This window comes from Providencia sp. PROV076, assembly GCF_028483405.1.
Lineage (GTDB): Bacteria > Pseudomonadota > Gammaproteobacteria > Enterobacterales > Enterobacteriaceae > Providencia > Providencia huaxiensis.
Window position 1 is genome coordinate 77744 of record NZ_JAMPRR010000003.1, and the last position, 21500, is coordinate 99243.

Genomic DNA, 21500 nt, shown 5'->3' on the forward strand with positions numbered 1-21500 from the left:
AATCAATAAACTGAAAAGGAAGCGGGGTAAACCCTTGCATTCTTAAGGTGATCGGGGTTCAATAACATGATATTTTATCGGTAGAAATCGATAATCATTTTTCAAATAAATGGAAAAGTTCAGATGCTACAAATTTTTAATACACTAAGTCGTCAAAAAGAAGAGTTTAAGCCCATCCAAGCAGGGAAGATTGGGATGTATGTGTGTGGCATCACTATCTACGACTTGTGTCATATCGGCCATGGCCGTACATTTGTGGCGTTTGATGCAATTAGCCGCTATTTACGTTATTTGGGTTATGACTTAAATTATGTACGCAACGTCACCGATATTGACGATAAAATCATTAAACGTGCGGCAGAAAATAATGAAAGTGTCGAAGAGCTAACAACGCGTATGTTGGCTGAAATGCATAAAGATTTCGATGCGTTAAATATTTTACGTCCTGATAGCGAACCACGCGCAACACGTCATATTGGTGAAATTATTGAATTAACCCAAAGCTTGATAGAGCGTGGTCATGCCTATGTTGCTGCGAATGGCGATGTGATGTTTGAAGTCAAAACCGATCCAAATTATGGACTGTTATCGCGTCAAGATTTAGAACAGCTGCAAGCAGGTGCTCGCGTCGAAGTTGCTGATGTAAAACGTAATCCAATGGACTTCGTCTTGTGGAAAATGTCTAAAGAAGGCGAACCAAGCTGGAGATCCCCATGGGGCTTAGGCCGTCCAGGTTGGCACATTGAATGTTCGGCCATGAACAGCAAAACGTTAGGCAACCATTTTGATATTCACGGTGGCGGCTCTGATTTAATGTTTCCTCACCATGAAAATGAAATTGCGCAATCTACCTGTGCCCATGATGGCCCTTACGTGAATTATTGGATGCATTCAGGAATGGTGATGGTAGACAGAGAGAAAATGTCTAAATCTCTCAATAACTTCTTTACTATCCGTGATGTGCTTGAGTATTACGATGCAGAAACGGTGCGTTATTTTCTGTTATCAGGCCATTACCGTAGCCAACTGAATTACACAGAAGAGAACTTGAAACAGGCACGTACTGCGCTTGAGCGCATGTACACTGCGTTGCGTGGTACGGATAAGTCAGCTGTGCCTGCAGGTGGTGACGAGTTTAAAGCACGTTTCATTGAAGCGATGAATGATGACTTTAATACACCTGAAGCTTATTCGGTATTATTTGACATGGTTCGTGAAGTTAACCGCCTGAAATCTGAAGATATGTCAGCAGCAAATGGTATGGCTGCACAATTGCGTGAGTTAGCAAGCGTGCTGGGTTTATTAGAACAAGACCCTGAAGTCTTTTTAAAAGGCGGTGCACAAACTGAAGATGATGCGGAAGTGGCAAAAATTGAGGCATTAATTCAACAACGCCTAGATGCACGTAAGAATAAAGATTGGGCACAAGCGGATGCGGCTCGTGATGAACTTACTGCCATGGGGATTGTGCTTGAGGATGGGGCACAGGGGACCACTTGGCGTCGCAAATAATACGCGTCATATTTTGCGCTGTGGCGGTGTTGCCATCACTTGGCTACTTGGGTCACATATTTTTGTATGCTCCCCAAGTTATCCGCGTTCGGCGCCTAGCCACAACACGAACTATTTAGCGTATTAATAAGAGTCATATTCGCGCTGTGGTGGTGTTGTCATCACTTGGCTACTTGGGTCACATACTTTTGTATGCTCCCCAAGTTATCATTTTAAGTACTGATTGATTTAAAAATAAATTTTCATATATTCAAACGGTTAGGTATTGGTATCTAACCGTTTTTATTTTGTTAGCTAAAATTGAAAGAAATAATTATTTATTTACTAAAAAATTGATGTAAATAGAATATATTTTCATCAATTAAAGTTTGAGTAAGGGTAATTATGGTAATTAAGACGATTCAAAGTTCTGTAAAATCAGGTGGGTGTACTGATGAGAATTTAATCAATAACTATATGAAAGATCATAAAGTTCCAAGTAATGCATCCAAAAATATCGCTAGATGCATAAAAGGAATAAAAAATAAAATTAGTCAGCCGATTACGAGGTTTACTCAAAAACTCCGAAACTTTTTCAAACCTTCTCAAAGGGTTGTACCACTAGAACGAACTTTTATTAGTTATATTGGCAAAGTCGATAACTCCGCCCCCAAAGTTACTCCGAATATAGACAAAAAACAATTAAAAATATAAAGATAGAAGATGCTTCATTGTCTCTTAATGCTCCTAACAGGCCTCCACTCATAAAATGTCTAACAGTAATCAGAGACCGAGAAAATTTAAGTTTAGATTCATATCAGCATAGTTATATTGAACCAATAGAAAGGCCTTCGAGTAATAATATTATCTTTTTCTCATTGGATAAAAAGCCCCCCAATTAAGGGGGGGAATAAGACTACCAACAGGGACTAGGAATGGAACTTAAAGTTGTGTGATTAAGCGATACTCGCCATTTCTTGTTGGGCTTCTTTAGGTGTCGCTTTTTTGACAATGGCATAAAGCACACCTGAAACCACCGTACCAGCCACTATCGCGAATAAATACATCAATACATGATTAATAGCTCCGGGTATTAACAGCACAAATAAACCACCGTGAGGTGCCATTAGCTGAATACCAAAATACATGGATAGCGCCCCTGTTATTGCGCCACCAATAATGCAAGTAGGAAGAACCCGAATCGGGTCTTTGGCTGCAAATGGGATTGCACCTTCTGAAATAAAACATAAACCGAGAACAAAAGAGGCTTTACCCGCTTCGCGTTCAGCAGGTACAAACTTATGTCGTGCTAATAGTGTTGCAACGCCCATTGCCAGAGGTGGCACCATTCCTGCCGCCATAATTGCTGCCATTGGCGCATAGGTTTGTGAACTTAATAGACCGACACCAAAGGCATATGCCGCTTTATTGACTGGGCCTCCCATATCTGTACACATCATCGCCCCTAAAATTGCACCTAAGATCACCGCATTGGTGGTTCCCATGGTATTTAACCAGTTAGTTAGCCAATCCATTAACCACGCTACAGGGTGGCCAATGACATAGATCATCGCTAAACCCGTGAATAAAGTGGAAATGAGTGGTACGATTAGAATTGGCTTTAACGCTTCCATAGTTTGCGGCAATTTTAATCGTGTACTAATAAAGTGAGCACTATAACCGGCAAGGAAACCGGAAATGATCCCACCTAAGAACCCTGCACCTAAAGTGGTTGCAAGTACCCCACCGACCAAACCTGGGGTTAACCCCGTTCTGTCAGCAATGGAATAGGCGATATAACCCGATAGTACAGGCACCATTAATGCAAGGGCTGTTTGTCCGCCAATTAGGCTAAGTGCCCAAGCCAGAGAGCCTTCGACATTGGATGCGTCTAAACCAAAAGCAAATGAAAGCGCAGTACATAATCCCCCAGCGACAACCATAGGGAGCATGTATGATACCCCGGTAAGTAAGTGCTTATACACTCCGCGTTTTTCTGTCGATCTACTCGTTTGGGCTGATGTTTTTCCGCTTTGTGGTGTGAATATATTTGCTTCTTCTACTGCTCTATCCATTTCTTGTGCTGTTTTCTTCAATGCGGCACTGGTGGAGGTGCGGTACATTGGCTTCCCCGAAAACTTATCCACATTGACTTCGATATCGGCAGCGACAATGACTAAATCAGCTTGTGCTATCTCTTCTGGCGTAATTTCATTTCCAACCCCGACAGAGCCCCGGGTTTCGACTTTGATATTCCAGCCTCGTTTTTTTGCTTCAGCCTCAAGTGCTTCCGCGGACATATAAGTGTGCGCAACCCCTGTTGGGCAAGCGGTAACGGCTAATACAGAGTAAGTTTTCGCATGCTGCGGCTCGGTAATTTTTTGCTCACACAATGTCGCTTCGTTAATTGCAGATGACAGAAATTCAGCAGGTTGCCTAACAGCGACATCGGGGTGACCGAAATAGACTTTTTTATCTGAGCAATTAAAATTTTCCGGCAACTGAGTATCGAAACAAATCACAATATCTGCATCAGTAAGTTGTTCTGTGAAGGTGATATTTTGTAAGGCAGATACATTTTTTAAGGCATTGATGGCTAGCCAGCAAATAGCAGGGCCTTGCTGGTGGCTTGGAGCGATTAATATTTTCATGTTTTTCATCCTCATTGAGCCGTAAACGGTTGTAAATCAACCTTCGTCATCATATGTGCAAGTTGCGCTCGGTCTGTGATACCGACATTGGGTTGAGAGACAGCAAGTGCAGAAACCGCGGTAGCTAAGCGAAGTGTGTGCTCACTTGTTTGCCTCATCATTAGCCCGTAAATTAATCCACCTACCATTGAATCCCCTGCGCCAACGGTGCTGATAACCTCACATTCAGGTGGTTTAGCAAACCAAGCGCCCGATGAATTGACCCACATAGCGCCTTTTTCGCCTAAAGAAACCACCACATGGGCAATACCTTGTTGTCGAAGTTGATTTGCGGCATTTACGATATCTTGCTGGGTAGGGAGCGGTTTTCCGGCCCAAATTTCAAGTTCACGGTGATTAGGTTTTACTAACCAAGGAGAAGCTTTGAGCCCAGCGACAAAGGCCTCGCGGCTGCTATCAAAAATGACACACATACATTGTTCTCTAAGGCGTAACATCCATTGAGTAAAATCATTTAAATCAATGCCCTGAGGTAAACTGCCACTGACGCAAATCATATCGAACTGACCCGCCCAGCTTAATGAGTCGGTGACGAAACGCTGCCAATCCGCTTTAGTAATACTGAATCCTGAAAAGTTAAAATCGGTAACTTCACCAGTTTGCTCTGTTAGTTTGACATTGATGCGGGTGCGGCCTTCAACAACTTGAAAGCGGTTAGCAATTCCTGTTTCGCTGAAGGCTTTTTGGAAGCCATCTTGATTCTCTTTACCCAAGAAACCACCAACAGTGACATCAATCCCTAAATTTTTAAGTACTTTAGCCACATTTATGCCTTTTCCAGCGGCATGAAGGCCTGCTGTTTTGACTAAGTTCACATCCCCGCGATGAATATCAGGTAATAGCCCAACCAAATCGTAGGCAGGGTTTAACGTGATCGTTGCGACTCTTCTGCTCATGCGACTTTTTCTCCAAGTCCTGAATTGATTGCCTCACCAATGGTATTGATGGCTTCTTGTGCATCTACACCTTCTGCGTGAATGCGTAAACGATGCCCACATTTAGCCCCTAAGCTGACAATTTTCATTAAGCTTCGACCATTTACGGGAGTCGAAGTACCATCAAGATTACTGACTGTAATCGTGCTTTCGAATTGCTTAATAGCAGTGACTAACTGAGTGCTAGGCCGCGTATGTAACCCATGTGGGTTAAGAATGGTGAAGTCCTGAGTTATTCCAGATATGTTTGTATTCAATGAATCACTTTCTGTGTATGAGTCATCAGGACGCAATAAATCAATTAGTTTGTTAACGTTATCATTTTCGAGAATGAGATTTGCTTCTTTATTTTTCAATAAATTGTTTATTTTTAGTAACAAAGTCTCTATTTGATAATTAGCGTAAGAGAGGGTAATTAGAATGCTGACGGGGTTACCTTGAAAGCTAAATGGTTTTTTTACCGTCGATATCGCAATCGCATTCTCAATGTTTCCGATTGGACTATCACTTAACCAAATACCTTGACCTAAATATGACGGGGTTTGAGTGAGAACTCGAGAAATAAAGTCGGTGCTGATAGCTTCAGCGTTTTGTAGGTTAATAATATTCTGTATTTTCAATGTATTTATATTATCAACTTGAGCACTAACCGTGACCATTGATTCATCAAGTTTCACCGGTTGAGTTTGGCGCTCACCCATTAGAAGTTGCTTTAAGGTTTCGGCGGTGTCAGCTTTGGCTATAGCATCAGCGGTGTGTTCATCACTGATTATGTGGGTTAATTGGCGTAGCAATTCGAGATGCTCATTTGATTGAGCGGCAATGCCAATAACAATATAAGCAGTTTGGTTATCACCCCAATCAATACCATCAGGGAATTGAAAGACAGCAAAACCCGTTTTTAATACCTGATCTCGCGTCTCTACTGTCCCGTGTGGGATAGCGATACCATTCCCTAAAAAGGTAGGCGCTTGGGTTTCCCGGTTAAGCATTCCTTGCGCATAACCGCTTTTTGCATAGCCTGCATTTTCTAATGCTTTGGCAACTTGTTCTATTGCATTTTTTTTATCAGATGCAGCAGCTGCAAGGTGGATATCGCTTATTGGTAAGTTAAACATAATTTCTCCTGATTATTATTCGTAGCCGGATCAGCCAGAAGACTTGCAAGCGGATCTGATTATTTGTTAATCATGTTATCGTTAACAAGGTTAGCTGAATCGTTTAATCTTGTCTATGCGATTAACATGTGAAATACAAAAAATGAGATCTAAGTTAAATTTTATAAGGGTGTGATTTGTGTGTTTAATGACAAAGCTGAAGTGGTTGCTGAAATTATTTGTTTATATAAAACAATGAATTAAATTTTCAATATGCGTAATTGTTTAGATGCTTATTACAGAAAAAGTGATCACAGAAAAAATTTGTCTAAAACCTAAAAAAGCATTTTATCGTTCTTACAATAAATATTGTTACTTTGAAGAAAAGGGGGAGGGAGGGCACTATTGGTTTTAGAAAGGAAATAGGCTGAAATATTTCAGCCTATCTAACGGTATTATTCTACAACTCTAATTTTTTCGCTGCCCATTGAAACGATTTTACCCGCGACAATTTTACAGCGTTTACGTGTTTCGACCACGCCATCAACTTCAACTAAGCCATCTGCAATCATGGCTTTTGCCATTGCACCGCTTTCCGCCCAGCCTTCAATTTTCAGCAAATCACACAATTCAACGTGTGGGTGGCCATTTAAATTGAATATATCCATGATAACTCCAAAATTACATTAAATATCGTGGTACTCTTCACATGCCTGAAGGGTGTTTTGAATTAAAGTCGCAACGGTCATTGGGCCAACACCACCAGGAACGGGGGTTATCCAAGCTGCGTTTTTCGCGGCTTCGTCAAAATCGACATCTCCGGTGACTTTTCCGCTCTCTAAACGGTTGATACCGACATCGACCACAATTGCACCTGGCTTAATCCATTCTCCAGGAATAAAATTAGGTTTCCCCACAGCGACGACCACTAAATCAGCATGGCGAACGTGGTGCTCTAAATCTTTAGTAAAGCGGTGGGTTACTGTTGTGGTGCAGCCTGCTAGCAGAAGCTCTAGGCTCATTGGACGACCAACAATGTTCGATGCACCAATAATTACAGCATTTAAACCATAGGTGTTGATACCACAACGTTCAAGCAGAGTAACAATTCCTTTTGGGGTGCATGGGCGAAGGCGTGGTGCACGTTGGCATAGTCGGCCGACATTGTATGGATGAAACCCATCCACGTCTTTGTCTGGGTGAATACGCTCAATGACTTTGACGTTATCAATACCCGCAGGTAATGGAAGTTGAACTAAAATTCCATCAATTTCAGGGTCTTGGTTTAAATCATCAATGAGCTTGAGTAATTCAGCTTCTGTCGTTGTGTCCGGTAAATCATAAGAACGCGAAATAAAACCGACTTCTTCACAAGCACGGCGTTTACTGCCGACATAGATTTGTGAAGCAGGGTTAGCACCGACTAAAATCACGGCAAGGCCGGGAGCACGTTTTCCTTGTTCTAAACGTAATTGTACTTTTTGGGCAACTTCTTGCCGAATTGTCTGCGCAATCGTTTTCCCATCAATAATTTTTGCTAACATCTGTAACTTAATCCATATATGAGACACGGTAATGACTCTATTTTGTCAGAAGTTAACGCCATTGTCAGTTCAAACTATTACATAAAATGAGCATATAGTTATTTTAGTAGCGAAAAGCCATTGACTCAGCGCTCAGCAACCGTATAATTCAACGCCATCAGCCAGATAGGCTGCCTGCATTATCAATGCGCCCTTAGCTCAGTTGGATAGAGCAACGGCCTTCTAAGCCGTAGGTCACAGGTTCGAATCCTGTAGGGCGTACCATTAATTTTCAATCACTTACCATCATTTAAAATTCTCCACTTTTCCTAACTGGGACGTATTTGGGACGCAAGTATCGAAAATATTGTCTATTTGCTTCGCATGTTCAGTTAAATGATTAGGTGCTAAGTGGGCATATCTTCTCACCATATCCATATCAACCGATTTCCAGCCGCCCATCTTTTGTAGAACTGAAAGCGGGACGCCAGACTGAATCAACCAATTCGCCCATGTATACCGCAGATCATGAAAGCGGAAGTTTTCTATTCCTGCTCTTTTTAATCCTGCATACCAAGCGTTATTATCATCAACACTTATTTTCCATACTGTTGGGGGTATTGCTGGTTATTGCCTGAAATCTGCATCTATCCTAGTATTTGTTTTCTATACAACTGGAGGGGGTGATATGCGTAATTGGCTTGGGTACTTAATATATTTCTCTATTATATTCGCTATAGCAAAATGCACTATGACTATAGCGCCAAATGCCAACATTCCAGGATAATGTTTTATCAATGAAAAATGGAGATTTTCAATGAAACCATGGGATCCTTGGGTTGGGATGACGGTGTTAGTCGTAATTATATTTCTAATAATGTATTGCACTTTGATTATGTTTCCAGGCTATGTGCCACCAGCTAATTAACTTCAATTTGCACTCCCGCTAAGCTAACATGACTGAAACTAATTGATGGAGTGGTGAGATGAAAGGATACATAGTTGCTAGCTTGCTAATGATTGCTTGCTCTGGTTTTTATGCACATTCTAGTAATGGTATTGACCCATTAGTAGCAGATGGAAAAAGGTCTAATTATGGTGATTGGGATTTTCTTTATGCTGAAAAAATGAACTATGATTTATGTAAGCTATCAGTAGAGGCTATTTATACATCTGGCGCAATCGATCATAAATTGACATCAATAACTCATTTCGAAAACGCGCACACATTAATAACACAGAGACCAAAAAATGTAGTTAGGATTGATTGCAACGGACATGGTGGAAATATAATGATATTGACCGCTGATTATATTGTTCAATAGTTAATCTAGCCCGTCCTTTGGCTGGGTGGTTAGGCTAATAGTTTAGCTTCTGGCTCTCCTTTAAGGCTTAATAGGTTGCAATAAATAACTTCATTGAGTTCAGATAACTGCTTGGATACTTCAGATTCCAAGTTAGGATTTAACTTTTTAATTGCTGGTGCTAGCCGCTTATTTGATGGGAACATCTAATCGGAAATTACCAAATGTCCCTGAAGTAGTCTTGAAATATTCAATTCCTGAACGTATTGATGATTAGTAAACGATTCCATTGGTCACTGAAACGATGACCAATGAGCGTTAATCTGGTTTTGTGATGGAATCAAGTATAATCAACAGGTTATAGCTACATACGGGATAATCCAGCATGGTGTCTACTGCAAATTATCTTATTGGTGTTTTATCTATTTCATTGATTTTCTTTAAAACACGAGTGATTACGTTATTGGCATATTCCATTGAGCTAAGGTAGATAATATTATTTTTATCAAATCCTGTTCTGTTAAATTGAAACCTTAGACCAGGAGTGCAAATGAGCAGTTTTGCATTTTGAGAAATCAATTTCTCTATGTTTGATTCTGTATTATCAGGGTAAACTTCCCAGTCTAAGTTAATTTTGTTTATCTTATTTTGTAGGGCTGAAACATAGTTATCAACTGTATTTCCATCGAGAAAGCGAGTAATAAAGCTAGAGCCACTAACCCATGGGAACGCTGTTCTTCCAAGTGTAGGGCTTCGGCTATAAATTAAATAAATTTTATTCTTTTCCATTTCGCTCCCTAAGATAAATTCATGTATGCAAATGATTATCATACTCATTAGTGTGGGTGTCAATTTTATTGTTACCGTCACTTGTTTAGTTTTAGTTACTTAGATATAGCTACGAGCTTATGACCTGCCAGAAAGAAAACAATATAATCGCTACAGGTACTATGGATGGTTTAATGGTTATCACTTAACAGGAGTGCGGATAGTTACCTACTTTTAACTGACTCTCTTTAAGATGATCAGTTTAATTACTTCGAAATTACCGAGGCAATCTCAAATCTACCTATAAAATCATAGTTACTTGTACACTCAATTAAAGGGAAGTGGGCAGTGGCTTAACACCCAATGAATCAGAACGATTATATTGGGAAAACTCTAAAACGGTGACCAATTTTTGTTGATCACTACAGTATAAGTTGTGTGATTTGATTTGAATAGACCAATAATTGCCTACCCACATTATTGGCGATTAAGCACTTTCTCTGTCGCTAAAACAAAGGAATACCAAGAGACTCTTTTAGCTGTCTGACGCGAACTGTAATATTCGATTGAGCACACTCTATAATTTTAGTTACTCAAAGTGCGCTACCTTTACTAATAACCAGTTCAAATGTTTTAAGTAAAATAGAATTCATTAATATCAATACGCTTCATCAATATATTTGTTATGGATTTTGTATTCAATCAAATGATTATGTGTTAAAACACTTCATATCATAATAACGCTTTATTAAAGCAAATAACCCAACGCATTAAATGGTTAAATTACAATTAACTAGAAATTTAACTCCACTTACAATAACAAAATATAATAAAATATAACAAAATAAATTAATTATAAATAAAATAATATTTGTTTATTCATATTTTTTTAAATAATGTAAATAGCAGTAAGATAACAAACTAAAAAATTTAAAAAACAACAAATCAAAAAATCATTTAATACCTATGAGCGAGAACACTATCATGACTATGAAGCAGCTTATTGTAATAGGTGCAAGAGATACAGGAACAAGCCTTACCTTAGTTAACCAAGCATTAAGAAACCAATATTCAGTCGTAATTATTATCTCTGATAAAGAACTATTAAAAAATGTCTTTTCTCCGGAAGTAACCGTTGTATATTTAGAGAAAATACAAAAGACGTTTCTTAATTGGATAAACTCACACTGTGACTTAAGTAGCATCATGGTGACATGTGCCCACGAAAATTATGCGGTCATAGCAGCAAATATTTGTGCAGAACTTAACTTAAATGGTCCTAGTCCTGAAAAGATAAAATTAGCAACTTCTAAAGTTTTTCAGAAAAAAATATTTAATCAACAACATAATAATGGGTTTACTGTTTCTATTGAAGAACCCGTTAATGAAGTGAAACTTTCAGGAAGTCTCAATACACTAAACTATCCATTGGTTATTAAGCCTTGTAAGGGATCTGCAAGTTTAGGGGTGAAAAAATGCCATAGTAAATATGATGCCATTAAACATTTAAATGATTTATATGAAGATTATCATCAAGACCAAAAGATGATATTAACTCACGAAGTTATTATTGAACCTTATGTACAAGGTAGAGAATATTGTATTGAGTTTTTTGACGGTATTTGTGTTGGTGTTCTACAAAAACTCAAGCAAGATGGAGACGAATTTTTTGAGCGTGGTTATACATCAGAACTCAATCTAGAGCCTATCTATATCAAACCAGCCATTCAAAAGGTATCGGATATCATTAATAGATTAGGCCTTGATTGGGGGCCCGTGCATGTGGACAGTATCATTAATGAGCATGGTTATCATATTATAGAGATTAACCCTCGTATTGCAGGAAGTTTTATTTGCCAACTAGTTCATGATGCTTATCAATTCGATATTGTCACTGCATTACTGAATAAATTAAGTGATAAACCTTACTGCATCCCTGCAAAAATGCAGTTAAGTGCACTAGCTTATGTCAATTTTATCCTATTGTCTGATCCTATCACTTGGGAAATTACTGAGACAAGCCTATTAGAGAATGAACAAATCAACGTGATATGTGGTCAGCAATATTCACAAGAAAGAAATAGACGAGCATTTATTTATACCCTTTTAAAACATGATGGTAGAGCAAAGGATTTAACGTAAAACGAAGGGGCAATAAAAATGATTAAAAACGCTTTATATAATCCGAGTAGCATTGCAAAAACGTGTTTAACGACGAGTTTTGGATATGTCGTAGTACAGCTAGATATAACGATTGTCAATGTTGCTATGCCTAGTATTGGACAGACATACTCAGCTAACCTACATAGCTTACAATGGATCGCTGATGCTTATGTAGTAGTTTTTGCCGCTTTGCTTATCAGTGCTGGTGTGCTATGTGATAAATATGGTAGTCGAAAAATCTACTTTATTGGTCTTTTGTTATTCTTAATTTCCTCATTAGTTTGCGCATTCTCACCAACTATTCGGACACTTATTATCGCTCGTATTATACAAGGGGTAGCGGCAGCTTTGATTTTACCTGCTTCACTTTCACTTTTAGCATTATCAACACCTGAGAGCGATCACGCCAGAATAAAAGCTATCGGTTGGTGGAGTGCTATTGGCGGCTTTGTAAGTGCCACTGGTCCTTTTATTGGGGGTGTATTAATAGACCTGATTCATTGGCGAGCAATTTTCTTAATTAACATACCCATCTGTTTAGTTGGTTTATTACTAACACCTTATTTATTAGAAGAAAGTCCTCTACAAAAAAATAAAAGCCTCGATGTCAAAGGCCAGTTATATGCAATTGTTAGCGTTTTAAGCATCATTTGGGCAATGATTGAAGCAGGCAAAAGTCAGTGGAGCAATCCTCTTATTTATGTAAGCCTGTTAATTTCTATTTTTACCCTAATGTTGTTTATTCGGCAAGAAAAAAGAGTATCAAACCCTATGTTTCCTCTTGAGCTATTCAAAATTAGTAGGTTATTTCCTGCTTTACTTGTCGGATTAGTCATTAATTTTGCTTTTTATGGTGTTATTTTTATTCTCAGCATCTATATGCAATATGTCAGGAAGTACTCTCCGACATTAACGGGACTTGCGTTAATGACCTTTGTGGTGATCATGTTTGCTAATTTGTTTAGTGCTTATTTATCTAAAAAATTTGGTGAAAAAAATACAGTCATTCTAGGTTTAATAATTACCAGTCTTGCTTATCTATTAATTACATTGGTGATGGTATATGAAGGTTCATATCTTTTATTGGTATTGTCATTAATTTTAATGCCTATTGGTACAGGTATAGCATTACCAACATTATTTGTTCTGTTTATCTCATCAGTAAGTAAACAGATGGTTGGTACGGCTTCAGCCATTATTAATTCATTCAGACAACTTGGTAGTGCCTTGGGGGTCGCAATCCTTGGCATGTTTATTGTGGGAGATACATCTACTATTAATCATGGAGCAATCACTGCTTTAGTGATCTCTGCTATTTTGATGTTAATGGTGGGGGTGTTTTTTTATTTTTTCGTCAAACAAAGGTACAGGTAGCATAATGAATAACTCGATTATAATTATTATTGATGGGATATCAACTGCCGTAGGATATGCTCCCTCATTTAAATCTTACGGAATTGATTGCATTCATATTTACAGCTCAAAGATATTCAAAGATAAATTTAGTCATTTAATCAAAACTGAAGACTATACTGCTGTTTTTGAATATGAAAATGATTTGTCTTTTTTACTAACACAATTGAAACAATTTCATATTTTAGCAGTATTATCTGGTGTTGAGTCAGGCTCTGAACTTAAAGATAAGTTAAATGAAAGATTGGGACTACAATATCGTAACGACGCTAGCACAAGCGAAGCTAGATATCATAAATACATCATGACACAAACAGTCAATGAGCATGAATTGTTAGCACCAGAACAGTTTACCAGTACTAATAAAGATGAATTGTTGCACTGGATTAAAAATAGGAATGTATTTCCTATTATTTTAAAACCAACCAATAGTGCTGGTGTTACAGGTGTTTTTAGATGTAATTCATTGAAAGAAGCTGAACACTATATTGATACTATTAAAGACATGAAATCGTATTTTGGTGTTAGCAATAATATGATTGTTGCGCAGGAATGTTTGCAAGGGCAAGAGTACATTGTCGATGCTGTATCTTTGGATGGTATGCATAGAATTATCAATATTTGGGAAGTTTATAGGGAGGAAGGTTCCTCTCCTCTATTAGATGGCATGATTATTGTTGATCACTCTCAAGATAAATTCCAACCGATTATTAACTATGCAAAACAGGTTTTCGATGCGCTTGGTGTACGTAATGGCCCCAGCCATCTTGAAATCATGCAAACAGCAAAAGGGCCCTGCATCGTGGAACTTAATGCAAGGTTACATGGGAGTTTAGATTTAAAATTGTCTACGTTGGTGAATGGGTATGATCAGCTTCACTGCGTTGTTGAATCTATATTATGCCCCTATCATTTCAAGCATAATATCAACCAGCCACCTATTTTCCACGGTTTTAGCGTACATCTATTAATAAGATCGGCAAAGCAGGAATGTTTAACTTCATTAGATATTTGGGAACAATTCGCAAAGTTTAAGACTTATGTGGGCTGCAAAGTTAATTATCAAATTGGACAGCAGGTAAAAGTCACTCGCGATTTAAGTACAGCGCTAGGGTCAGTGGCTCTTTATAGTGAAAGTTATGATGATTTGTTGACTGATTGGAAAAGGATCAGAGTCTTAGAACATTTTACTGTTGAACATAGATCAAATTGGCAACACTCAAATATTTCTATTTAATCATATAGAAGGGAGATAAATATTAAAACACAAAATACGGTCAGAATTTTCATTTAACATTTACACAATTATTTTCAATAAAGAGATATAACTCTATTGACATATAAAATGCATTATTTATAAAAAATAATGTTTACTAATTATATATTAAAATAATATTTGTTATTGCGTTGTGTTTTTTGCTGTTTTATATCGCAAAGAATATAAAGTAAAGCATCGATAAAATTAATAAAGCAACAAAAGAGGTAATTATGTATCAACAAAATGAAAAAATTATTCTATCTAGTCAAGAATCGGAAATAATCCGTAATACGTTAAATGAGATTGAATATGACCCAAAAGGAGGCATGGACTATTTAAATAAATTAAAGCAAACTGCTTATAACATATTTCCTGAACGTGTTATTGTTGGTATTGAAAAAATGAAGCTTCTGACTGAAGAGGCTTATGGTTGTATTTCAATTGAAAATTTACCAATCGATAATGAAGTCACAGGAAGCCCTCTCTTCAAAGAAACAGGTAGTAGTTTTAAAGGAGGGACAATAAGTGAAAATGTATTGATTGCATTAAGTCTTATCGCTGGAGAACCTTATTCAATTTCTCATGAAGGTTTAGAGCTAGTCAATAATTTAACACCTCATCCAGATGCAACGAAAGAATATACTGGCTTAGGCTCAGAAGTAGAGCTTGATTTTCATATTGAAAATGCAGCACAAGCACACATGCCAGAGGGAGATACTTCCCCATTATTCTTAATGCTACTGGGTATTAGAACGGATATTGATAATGGCCCTTTCACGCGTATAGCGGATATGCGTAATGCATTGAAATTAATGTCAAAAGAAGATATTAAAGAACTCTATCAAAGCAACTATATCATTAAAGTACCGTATCGTTGGAGAGATGCAACAATTACCCCGAGGAGTAATACGGGATTAGTCCCCGTACTCTCAGGCCCTATCACTTGCCCACAAATAACAGCTGCTTTTTATCCAGATATGATGGTGACAGCGAATATCGCAGCAAAACAGGCCTTAGATAATCTTTATGAAGCTCTAAAAAAAGTATCATTTGGAGTTCAAATTACCCCTGGCCGATTGATTATTTTAAATAACCATTTTGTTTTACATTCAAGAGATCAATTTGAAGCCAAGTATGATAAGAATGGTCGAGCATACAGATGGGTACAGCGAGTTTTTGTAGCTCCAACACTCTGGAACTATAGGAATTATCAGCGTCTCCATGAGCGAGTATTCAATGCTAAAAATTTAATAAACAATGACTCTGCAGCATAAGTATAAGTTATTAATTTAAGCTACCCCTACTGGGGGTAGCTATAAAAAAATAGGCCGAGTACTCCATAAAGACCTCTTAAATTATTTTGGCAAAATATGATTAATGTTTCCAGTTTAAATTCAGATCCACTCACAGGGCATTGAATTCATAGTAAACCTCAATACCTCACTCTGTAGTCATTAGCGACTGTGCCACACTATTTAGCCATTAACTTCATCGACATAGATAGAAGAATCAAATAGTTATATTTGGGACGAGCTTCAAGCCAACTCCACCAAATTATAGGAAGAGCATCATAAACCCGTATTTTAATTGCCTAGCCCTAACAATAAGATCAACTCTCAACCTAAATTTTAGTGATCAACTAAAACGTGCAACAGAGGAAGCAGAAAGGGCAGAGCAGATAGATGAAAAATAATTATTAAAAAATATCCCCCTTAACTAAACACCAAGGGGGGTATTTAAAATTGTTTTTAGCACTCAGCTATATTTATTTGTTTATTTTAATAAACTTAAAAATGGGTTACATCTATTACGACAGCGACATTATAACTAAATGAACCAGTCTTCATTTCTTCATTGCCAGTTTTCATTAGTCCTGCTTTGAGTGCAAAAGTCATTGATCCCGGTTGAGGGAGTGCCGTTGCTCTTGGTTTAGTTATTCCGTTTAATTTCTCGCCCAGAGCATCTTCAATAAATACACCAATACTTGGATGAGTCGTCTTAAAGATATTATCAACTCCAGACACATTTTTCCCAGTAGCATAGACGCTCATTTTTGCTGGCGTATGACATATTTAAGACAATATTCAGTGGTTTTTTTTGAGATGTGTATTGAGTTTGTAGCAAACTGTTGTAATCAAGCTCTCCGAAATGGATGCTTTCGGTGTTATTACTTTCTAATGAGCAGGGGGGAGTATCTATATTAAAGGTTCCATTAACATCGACCTGTAATTGTGTTGGTTTTGCGATTAAGTTACTTGCAAAAAATGCCGTTAGCAAAATAGATAGCTTCATTATGTGTTTCAAAGTGTTACCTCCAGTGTAATTGATAAATCCTAAGTTTAACTCTTGCTAACTGTACAGGGATGTATATGACTCGCATATTGACGGATGTACGTAATTATGAAGTTCTGTGATCTTCAATCTCAAAAGCTAATTTTAAAAAACAGGTTGAAAAGAAATCTGTATGGGAAACCGCAGTATAGACAGATAGAGCAACAATAAAAACTAATGCGCCAGCTCAAGTAGTTGGCGCACTTTAAGCGTTAGTTAAACAGCTAGGATAGTTTTTTGTACCAAGAATCTAGAATTTCGCGTTTTTTTCTTAAGTAATCATATCTATCATAGTATTTTTTAGACACTCCTGGCCTTTTATGGTTTTGTACCATATCCCTTATTTCTGAGCTTATCCCCATTTCCCTGCCAATGTTTTAAATGTCCGTTTTATATCCATTGGTATAAATTTTTTAAACGCATTACGCTTGCAAAACTTATTTAATTGTTTTACGTATTCTGATGTTAATGAATGGCTTTCTTGAGTGTCAGAAGGGAATAGAAAACTGGATGTCGGGTATAACAATTCCTGAATATTTAAAATATCGATATCAGGTTTGGTTAATGGTATTACATAATAGTCCTCTGTTTTTTAAATATGCGGAGGTACAGTCAATGTGTTATTTTTTATCACAATTATCACAATTATCACAATTATCACAATTATCACAATTATCACAATTATCACAATTATCACAATTATCACAATTATTAGCTACTATTTCCAATGGCCTCTTTGTCCAGCAGCGTAAATACAGAATAAAAATAGTCTGGCATAGTCGGGATTAATAGAATATTAATTGCTCGGTTTATTAAATAGTTATGAAAACATGAGTAGGATTATTTCTGGTCAGTCTTTCATTATCTGCAATAAAGTTATCAACTGATGATATTTTTGCAATGCTGGAGGCTTTGGGAAAACTGATGCCTAAACCTCTTAATTTTTGAGTCACAAAATAAAAAGGGGCATGGTACGAAATTGAATAAATTCAAGCTGTTTATAATCAATGTTATATGGATTTATATTGAATCCTGTAGGGGCTCAGCTAGAATACCTAGGTCAAATAACGAATCTAATTAGTGATAGAGATCCTTCTCTCTTAAAACAAGCAAATATCGATAAATTAATTACCTTACTAAGGCAATTAATACATATTACATCATAGATTTAAATGATAAATATGCTCTCCGTCAATAATATTACCTGTAAATTCAAAGCCAAATGACTGATACAGGTTTTTCGCTACCGTGTTTTTTTCATTAATCCCTAATGTAATAAACTGGATAGCTTCCGCAGAGAAAAAATCGAGGATTGCTTTGAATGACTTTCGACCTAATCCTTTACCAATAAATTTATAATCAAGCATATATCTACAAAGCATAACTTTTTTTAGATTAGAGCTCGTTGTCTTATACATAAAAAAGCCGATTAAATTATTTTGGAAATATAAGGCTTTTGGGTAAAAATTTGGGAAGTAACTTGCTTCTGCAATTGATGTCGCATTACAGCAGATATAGTCTTCTAATACTGTGGCGATCCCATCTGAATTAGAGGTCAATTCACATACATCAAATAAGTTGTCCTGATCAATATTACTTATAATAATCATAAAGTTATTTTCTCTACTATTGATTCTATATTTCAGCATTAGGGTGAACGATGACATCCCATTTAATATATGGAATTAACCCCAGCGAGTTTGCTAGTGCTAGGGACGCAGTATTGTCTAGCTGGCATCGATATTGTGGTTGATACCCTTTTTCTAAGGCGACTTTACAAATGGCAGAGGCAAGTTCGCGTGCATGGCCTTTACCACGATGCTCAGATAAGGTTAAGACCCCTAAATCAGCGATAGCCAACTTTTCACCATCCCAAGGATACATACTAGCAACGGCAATTAATTGGTCATTGGAAAACAATCCGTACACCAGCCAGTGATCAAGTTCTACGGATGCTCCCTCTAAATCATCTTCACTAGATGCTTCACAGAAAGATTGAAATACGGCGGCATCTATATTTGTTAATACGCGAATATCACTCAGTATTTGTTGTTGCTGTAGTTTTGATAACGCTTCTTGGCTGAAATAAAAAAATTGGTCTGCTCCATGCCATTGTTCCGCGAGGGTATCACGCAATGTTTCTGCAACTTCTCTAGTCAAATCGGGAGTGATAGATAATTTAGCACAGAGCTGTGGATGTAATGAAAGCCAATATTTATTTTGTTCTTGAATAGCGACCGCTAAATAGTCTTCATCAATATGAGCGTTTACATACACGGCTAAATCACTTTGATTTAAATAACATTCGCCTGAAGTTTTTTCTTTCAGCCAATATGCGGCAATATCATTATTTATCAGGGGCATCATGGAATTCCTTATATTGGGTCAAAATGATATCGGTGATCTCATAAGCAATTTTTTGCGTATCTAAATCTTCAATATTTCCTAATACTGCAACGGTTAAGCCTAAATCAGGTATACGTAGAAAATAGGTGGCATAACCAGCCCATCCCCCAGAATGTTCGAAATGCATTAAGCCAAAGTGTTGTGAAATAATAACGCCATAGGCATATTGCTGGTGATGTTCAATGACTTCACCTGTTCTATTATGGGAAGGTAATGCTTGAAGCATTTTCTCGACTAGTTTTTTACCACCGACTTTCCCACTCGTATAGTTCTCACCCCATTTCATTAAGTCCAAGACATTGGAATGAACAGCGCCATCACCTGTTTGAGTCCATAGACTTTCGCTTAATTGATAGCCAGATTCAGTATTTTCACGATAACCTCGAGCAATCGCTGTGTGAACAGGATACGATTCAACAATAAAAGTATTACTCATCTGTAATGGTTTAAAAATATATTGTTGGGCGAACTCGTTATAACTTTGGCCACTAACGCGCTCAATGATCATGGATAATAAAAAATAGCCCGTATTACAATAATCAAATTGTGTTCCGACAGGGGTAAGTGGGTGAGGGAAGGCAATTAAATCTGCCAAACTTTCTTCTGGTCCTAAGGCGTCAGAATAATCAATCCCCTTATTCAAGGCCAATTCAATGTAATCAACCATGCCACTAATATGATAAATCAAGTCTTGAATCGTAATCTCATTAGCGTATTTAGGTAATTCAGGAATATATTTAGTAATAGGGTCGTGCAAAGCAAGCTTGTTGTTTTGTTCTAATAGCAAGATAGCAAAGGCCGTGAATTGTTTTGATACTGAGGCTAAATTAAAAATAGTTTGGGGTGTTAATGCTTCTTTTTGTTCCAGCTCAGCAAACCCAAGGTTACCTGAATAGGATACGCCATGGTCAAATTTGGCCATATATGTAAAACCAGGGCCATCAGCTTTAAATTGCTGTTCCCATACTAAAAGGTTTTGTGACGTGTTATTAAATATTGCACTTCTGTTATCTGTGAAAGTACTCACTTTATTCTGCCTTAGAATTTATTTACTAACAATTTGTATTCAATTTATAAAATAGATAATGGTTATGCCGTAGTTGTACTACGATTCATTTTTTTTCGAAAAGCTATTTATGCTATTGGATAAATCAAAGCATGAATGTTACATCTTCAAGTGGACTTTAAGTCAACCTCTATTTCGGTTTTTATTCCATGGGGAGGTGAAAGCATTATTTTACCTTCGTTGTATTCAGCTTTAGCTAATATTACAGACTTATTCGATGGTAAGTAGTGGGTAGTTTTCATAGAACAGGAAATTAATAATGACTTTCTCAATAGTAATTTTAGTGGTTTTTCTTGGGGTGGGAGCAACCATCGTGATGGATTTATGGGCGCTTATCCTTAAACTGTGTGGCCAATCGACGTTAAATTTTTCACTGGTAGGACGTTGGGTAGGATATATGATAAATGGGCAGTTTATACACCGCCCATCAATCGGCCAAAAGGCAATAATTCCTGCGGAGAATGCATTAGGTTGGGGTGTTCACTATGTAACGGGCATTATTTTTGCCTTTATATTTATATTATTGGTAGGCGAAATTTGGTTTACATCTCCTGTATTATGGCCTGCGCTACTTTTTGGAATAATTACAGTTGCTGCCCCTTATTTTATTATGCAACCAGCGATGGGAGCAGGTATTGCAGCCAGTAAGATGCCAAATCCTAATAAAGCTCGGTTAATGAGTTTATTATCTCATAGTGTATTTGGTTTAGGTCTTTACCTGACAGGATTAGTTTTACAGCCTTTGTTGACTTATTTTTTGTGATTATCATGAGTTAAGCATTTCATTATTCAATCGGAAAAATAATAACTTATTGTCGCTGAGCTTGGTTGGCGACAAAGTTCATTATGTAGAGTGTGACATCCTCGCAGTTCGATAAAATTTAAAGTATCGTGTCTTATGAAGACACGACGATAGAACAAAACTTGTGTATGGAAAACAATTCACCCAGATCCGCTATAAATTACCTCAAGTGATAGAGTGTTTTAATACACTCTAACCCCATACTTCTTTGCATTACCACCAAGGCGCACCC

At 37.3% G+C, this 21500-nt stretch carries 18 protein-coding genes, 1 tRNA gene and 1 pseudogene; 9 read left to right on the forward strand and 11 right to left on the reverse strand.

The genetic code is table 11. The features are described 5' to 3' along the window. Nucleotides 1-123 precede the first annotated feature (123 nt). Together cysS and PSF67_RS02745 are read left to right on the forward strand one after the other, a co-directional pair. Nucleotides 124-1512 (forward strand): cysteine--tRNA ligase, encoded by a 1389-nt coding sequence (gene cysS / locus PSF67_RS02740; protein WP_181490078.1) that lies wholly within the window; start codon nt 124-126, stop codon nt 1510-1512. 384 nt (nt 1513-1896) lie between these two features. Beyond that, a complete protein-coding gene (locus tag PSF67_RS02745; protein ID WP_195697596.1) occupies nt 1897-2205 on the forward strand; it encodes a hypothetical protein in 309 nt (102 codons plus the stop codon). 242 nt (nt 2206-2447) lie between these two features. Here the strand turns inward: PSF67_RS02745 and fruA are convergent, their stop codons facing one another. From fruA to folD, 5 genes are all read right to left on the reverse strand, one after another. Then, on the reverse strand, nt 2448-4142 hold the full coding sequence (gene fruA / locus PSF67_RS02750; protein WP_272676487.1) for a PTS fructose transporter subunit IIBC: 1695 nt from the start codon (nt 4140-4142) through the stop codon (nt 2448-2450). Between the two features lie 11 nt (nt 4143-4153). Beyond that, nucleotides 4154-5098, reverse strand: coding sequence for a 1-phosphofructokinase (gene fruK, locus PSF67_RS02755; RefSeq protein ID WP_102139363.1), 945 nt, complete (start codon nt 5096-5098; stop codon nt 4154-4156). Further along, on the reverse strand, nt 5095-6255 hold the full coding sequence (fruB, locus tag PSF67_RS02760) for a fused PTS fructose transporter subunit IIA/HPr protein (protein ID WP_272676488.1): 1161 nt from the start codon (nt 6253-6255) through the stop codon (nt 5095-5097). The genes fruK and fruB overlap by 4 nt, the downstream gene beginning before the upstream one ends. A gap of 434 nt (nt 6256-6689) precedes the next feature. Next, a complete protein-coding gene (gene ybcJ, locus PSF67_RS02765; RefSeq protein ID WP_195697592.1) occupies nt 6690-6902 on the reverse strand; it encodes a ribosome-associated protein YbcJ in 213 nt (70 codons plus the stop codon). A gap of 18 nt (nt 6903-6920) precedes the next feature. Beyond that, nucleotides 6921-7778, reverse strand: a complete 858-nt coding sequence (gene folD / locus PSF67_RS02770; RefSeq protein ID WP_102139361.1) for a bifunctional methylenetetrahydrofolate dehydrogenase/methenyltetrahydrofolate cyclohydrolase FolD — start codon at nt 7776-7778, stop codon at nt 6921-6923. Between the two features lie 187 nt (nt 7779-7965). On the opposite strand from folD, the gene PSF67_RS02775 reads away from it, so the two are divergent. Beyond that, nucleotides 7966-8042 (forward strand) — tRNA-Arg (locus PSF67_RS02775). A gap of 21 nt (nt 8043-8063) precedes the next feature. Here the strand turns inward: PSF67_RS02775 and PSF67_RS02780 are convergent. Then, nucleotides 8064-8372: pseudogene (locus PSF67_RS02780) on the reverse strand (tyrosine-type recombinase/integrase); the annotation flags it as partial. Between the two features lie 371 nt (nt 8373-8743). On the opposite strand from PSF67_RS02780, the gene PSF67_RS02785 reads away from it, so the two are divergent. After that, nucleotides 8744-9082 carry a hypothetical protein gene (locus tag PSF67_RS02785; protein WP_102139339.1) on the forward strand — a complete coding sequence of 113 codons (339 nt, stop codon included), beginning with the start codon at nt 8744-8746 and terminating at the stop codon, nt 9080-9082. A gap of 381 nt (nt 9083-9463) precedes the next feature. On the opposite strand, the gene PSF67_RS02790 is transcribed toward PSF67_RS02785, so the two are convergent. Next, the gene (locus PSF67_RS02790; RefSeq protein ID WP_272676489.1) at nt 9464-9850 is read right to left on the reverse strand and encodes a nitrogen fixation protein NifS; all 387 of its coding nucleotides are present in this window, start codon (nt 9848-9850) and stop codon (nt 9464-9466) included. 963 nt (nt 9851-10813) lie between these two features. Here PSF67_RS02790 and PSF67_RS02795 point away from each other — a divergent pair. The 4 genes from PSF67_RS02795 (at nt 10814) to PSF67_RS02810 (ending at nt 15937) form a co-directional block, all read left to right on the forward strand. Then, entirely contained in the window at nt 10814-11971 is a 1158-nt protein-coding gene (locus PSF67_RS02795) for an ATP-grasp domain-containing protein (RefSeq protein ID WP_272676490.1), read from the forward strand. A gap of 18 nt (nt 11972-11989) precedes the next feature. Next, the gene (locus PSF67_RS02800; protein WP_272676491.1) at nt 11990-13366 is read left to right on the forward strand and encodes an MFS transporter; all 1377 of its coding nucleotides are present in this window, start codon (nt 11990-11992) and stop codon (nt 13364-13366) included. A gap of 4 nt (nt 13367-13370) precedes the next feature. Further along, nucleotides 13371-14642 carry an ATP-grasp domain-containing protein gene (locus PSF67_RS02805; protein ID WP_272676492.1) on the forward strand — a complete coding sequence of 424 codons (1272 nt, stop codon included), beginning with the start codon at nt 13371-13373 and terminating at the stop codon, nt 14640-14642. Nucleotides 14643-14893: 251 nt separating this feature from the next. Further along, nucleotides 14894-15937: a TauD/TfdA family dioxygenase gene (locus PSF67_RS02810; RefSeq protein ID WP_272676493.1), complete on the forward strand. Its 1044-nt coding sequence runs from the start codon at nt 14894-14896 to the stop codon at nt 15935-15937. 513 nt (nt 15938-16450) lie between these two features. Here PSF67_RS02810 and PSF67_RS02815 read toward each other — a convergent pair. The 4 genes from PSF67_RS02815 to PSF67_RS02830 form a co-directional block, all read right to left on the reverse strand. Continuing rightward, the gene (locus tag PSF67_RS02815; protein WP_272676494.1) at nt 16451-16687 is read right to left on the reverse strand and encodes a hypothetical protein; all 237 of its coding nucleotides are present in this window, start codon (nt 16685-16687) and stop codon (nt 16451-16453) included. Between the two features lie 1467 nt (nt 16688-18154). Beyond that, complete coding sequence (locus PSF67_RS02820; protein WP_272676495.1) at nt 18155-18604, reverse strand: GNAT family N-acetyltransferase; 450 nt, start codon at nt 18602-18604, stop codon at nt 18155-18157. Between the two features lie 25 nt (nt 18605-18629). Beyond that, a complete protein-coding gene (locus PSF67_RS02825) occupies nt 18630-19361 on the reverse strand; it encodes a GNAT family N-acetyltransferase (protein ID WP_272676496.1) in 732 nt (243 codons plus the stop codon). Then, entirely contained in the window at nt 19342-20427 is a 1086-nt protein-coding gene (locus tag PSF67_RS02830) for a serine hydrolase domain-containing protein (RefSeq protein ID WP_166265594.1), read from the reverse strand. The genes PSF67_RS02825 and PSF67_RS02830 overlap by 20 nt, the downstream gene beginning before the upstream one ends. 298 nt (nt 20428-20725) lie before the next feature. On the opposite strand from PSF67_RS02830, the gene PSF67_RS02835 reads away from it, so the two are divergent. Then, nucleotides 20726-21229, forward strand: coding sequence for a DUF2938 domain-containing protein (locus PSF67_RS02835; RefSeq protein WP_206275947.1), 504 nt, complete (start codon nt 20726-20728; stop codon nt 21227-21229). The last annotated feature ends 271 nt before the right edge of the window (nt 21230-21500 follow it).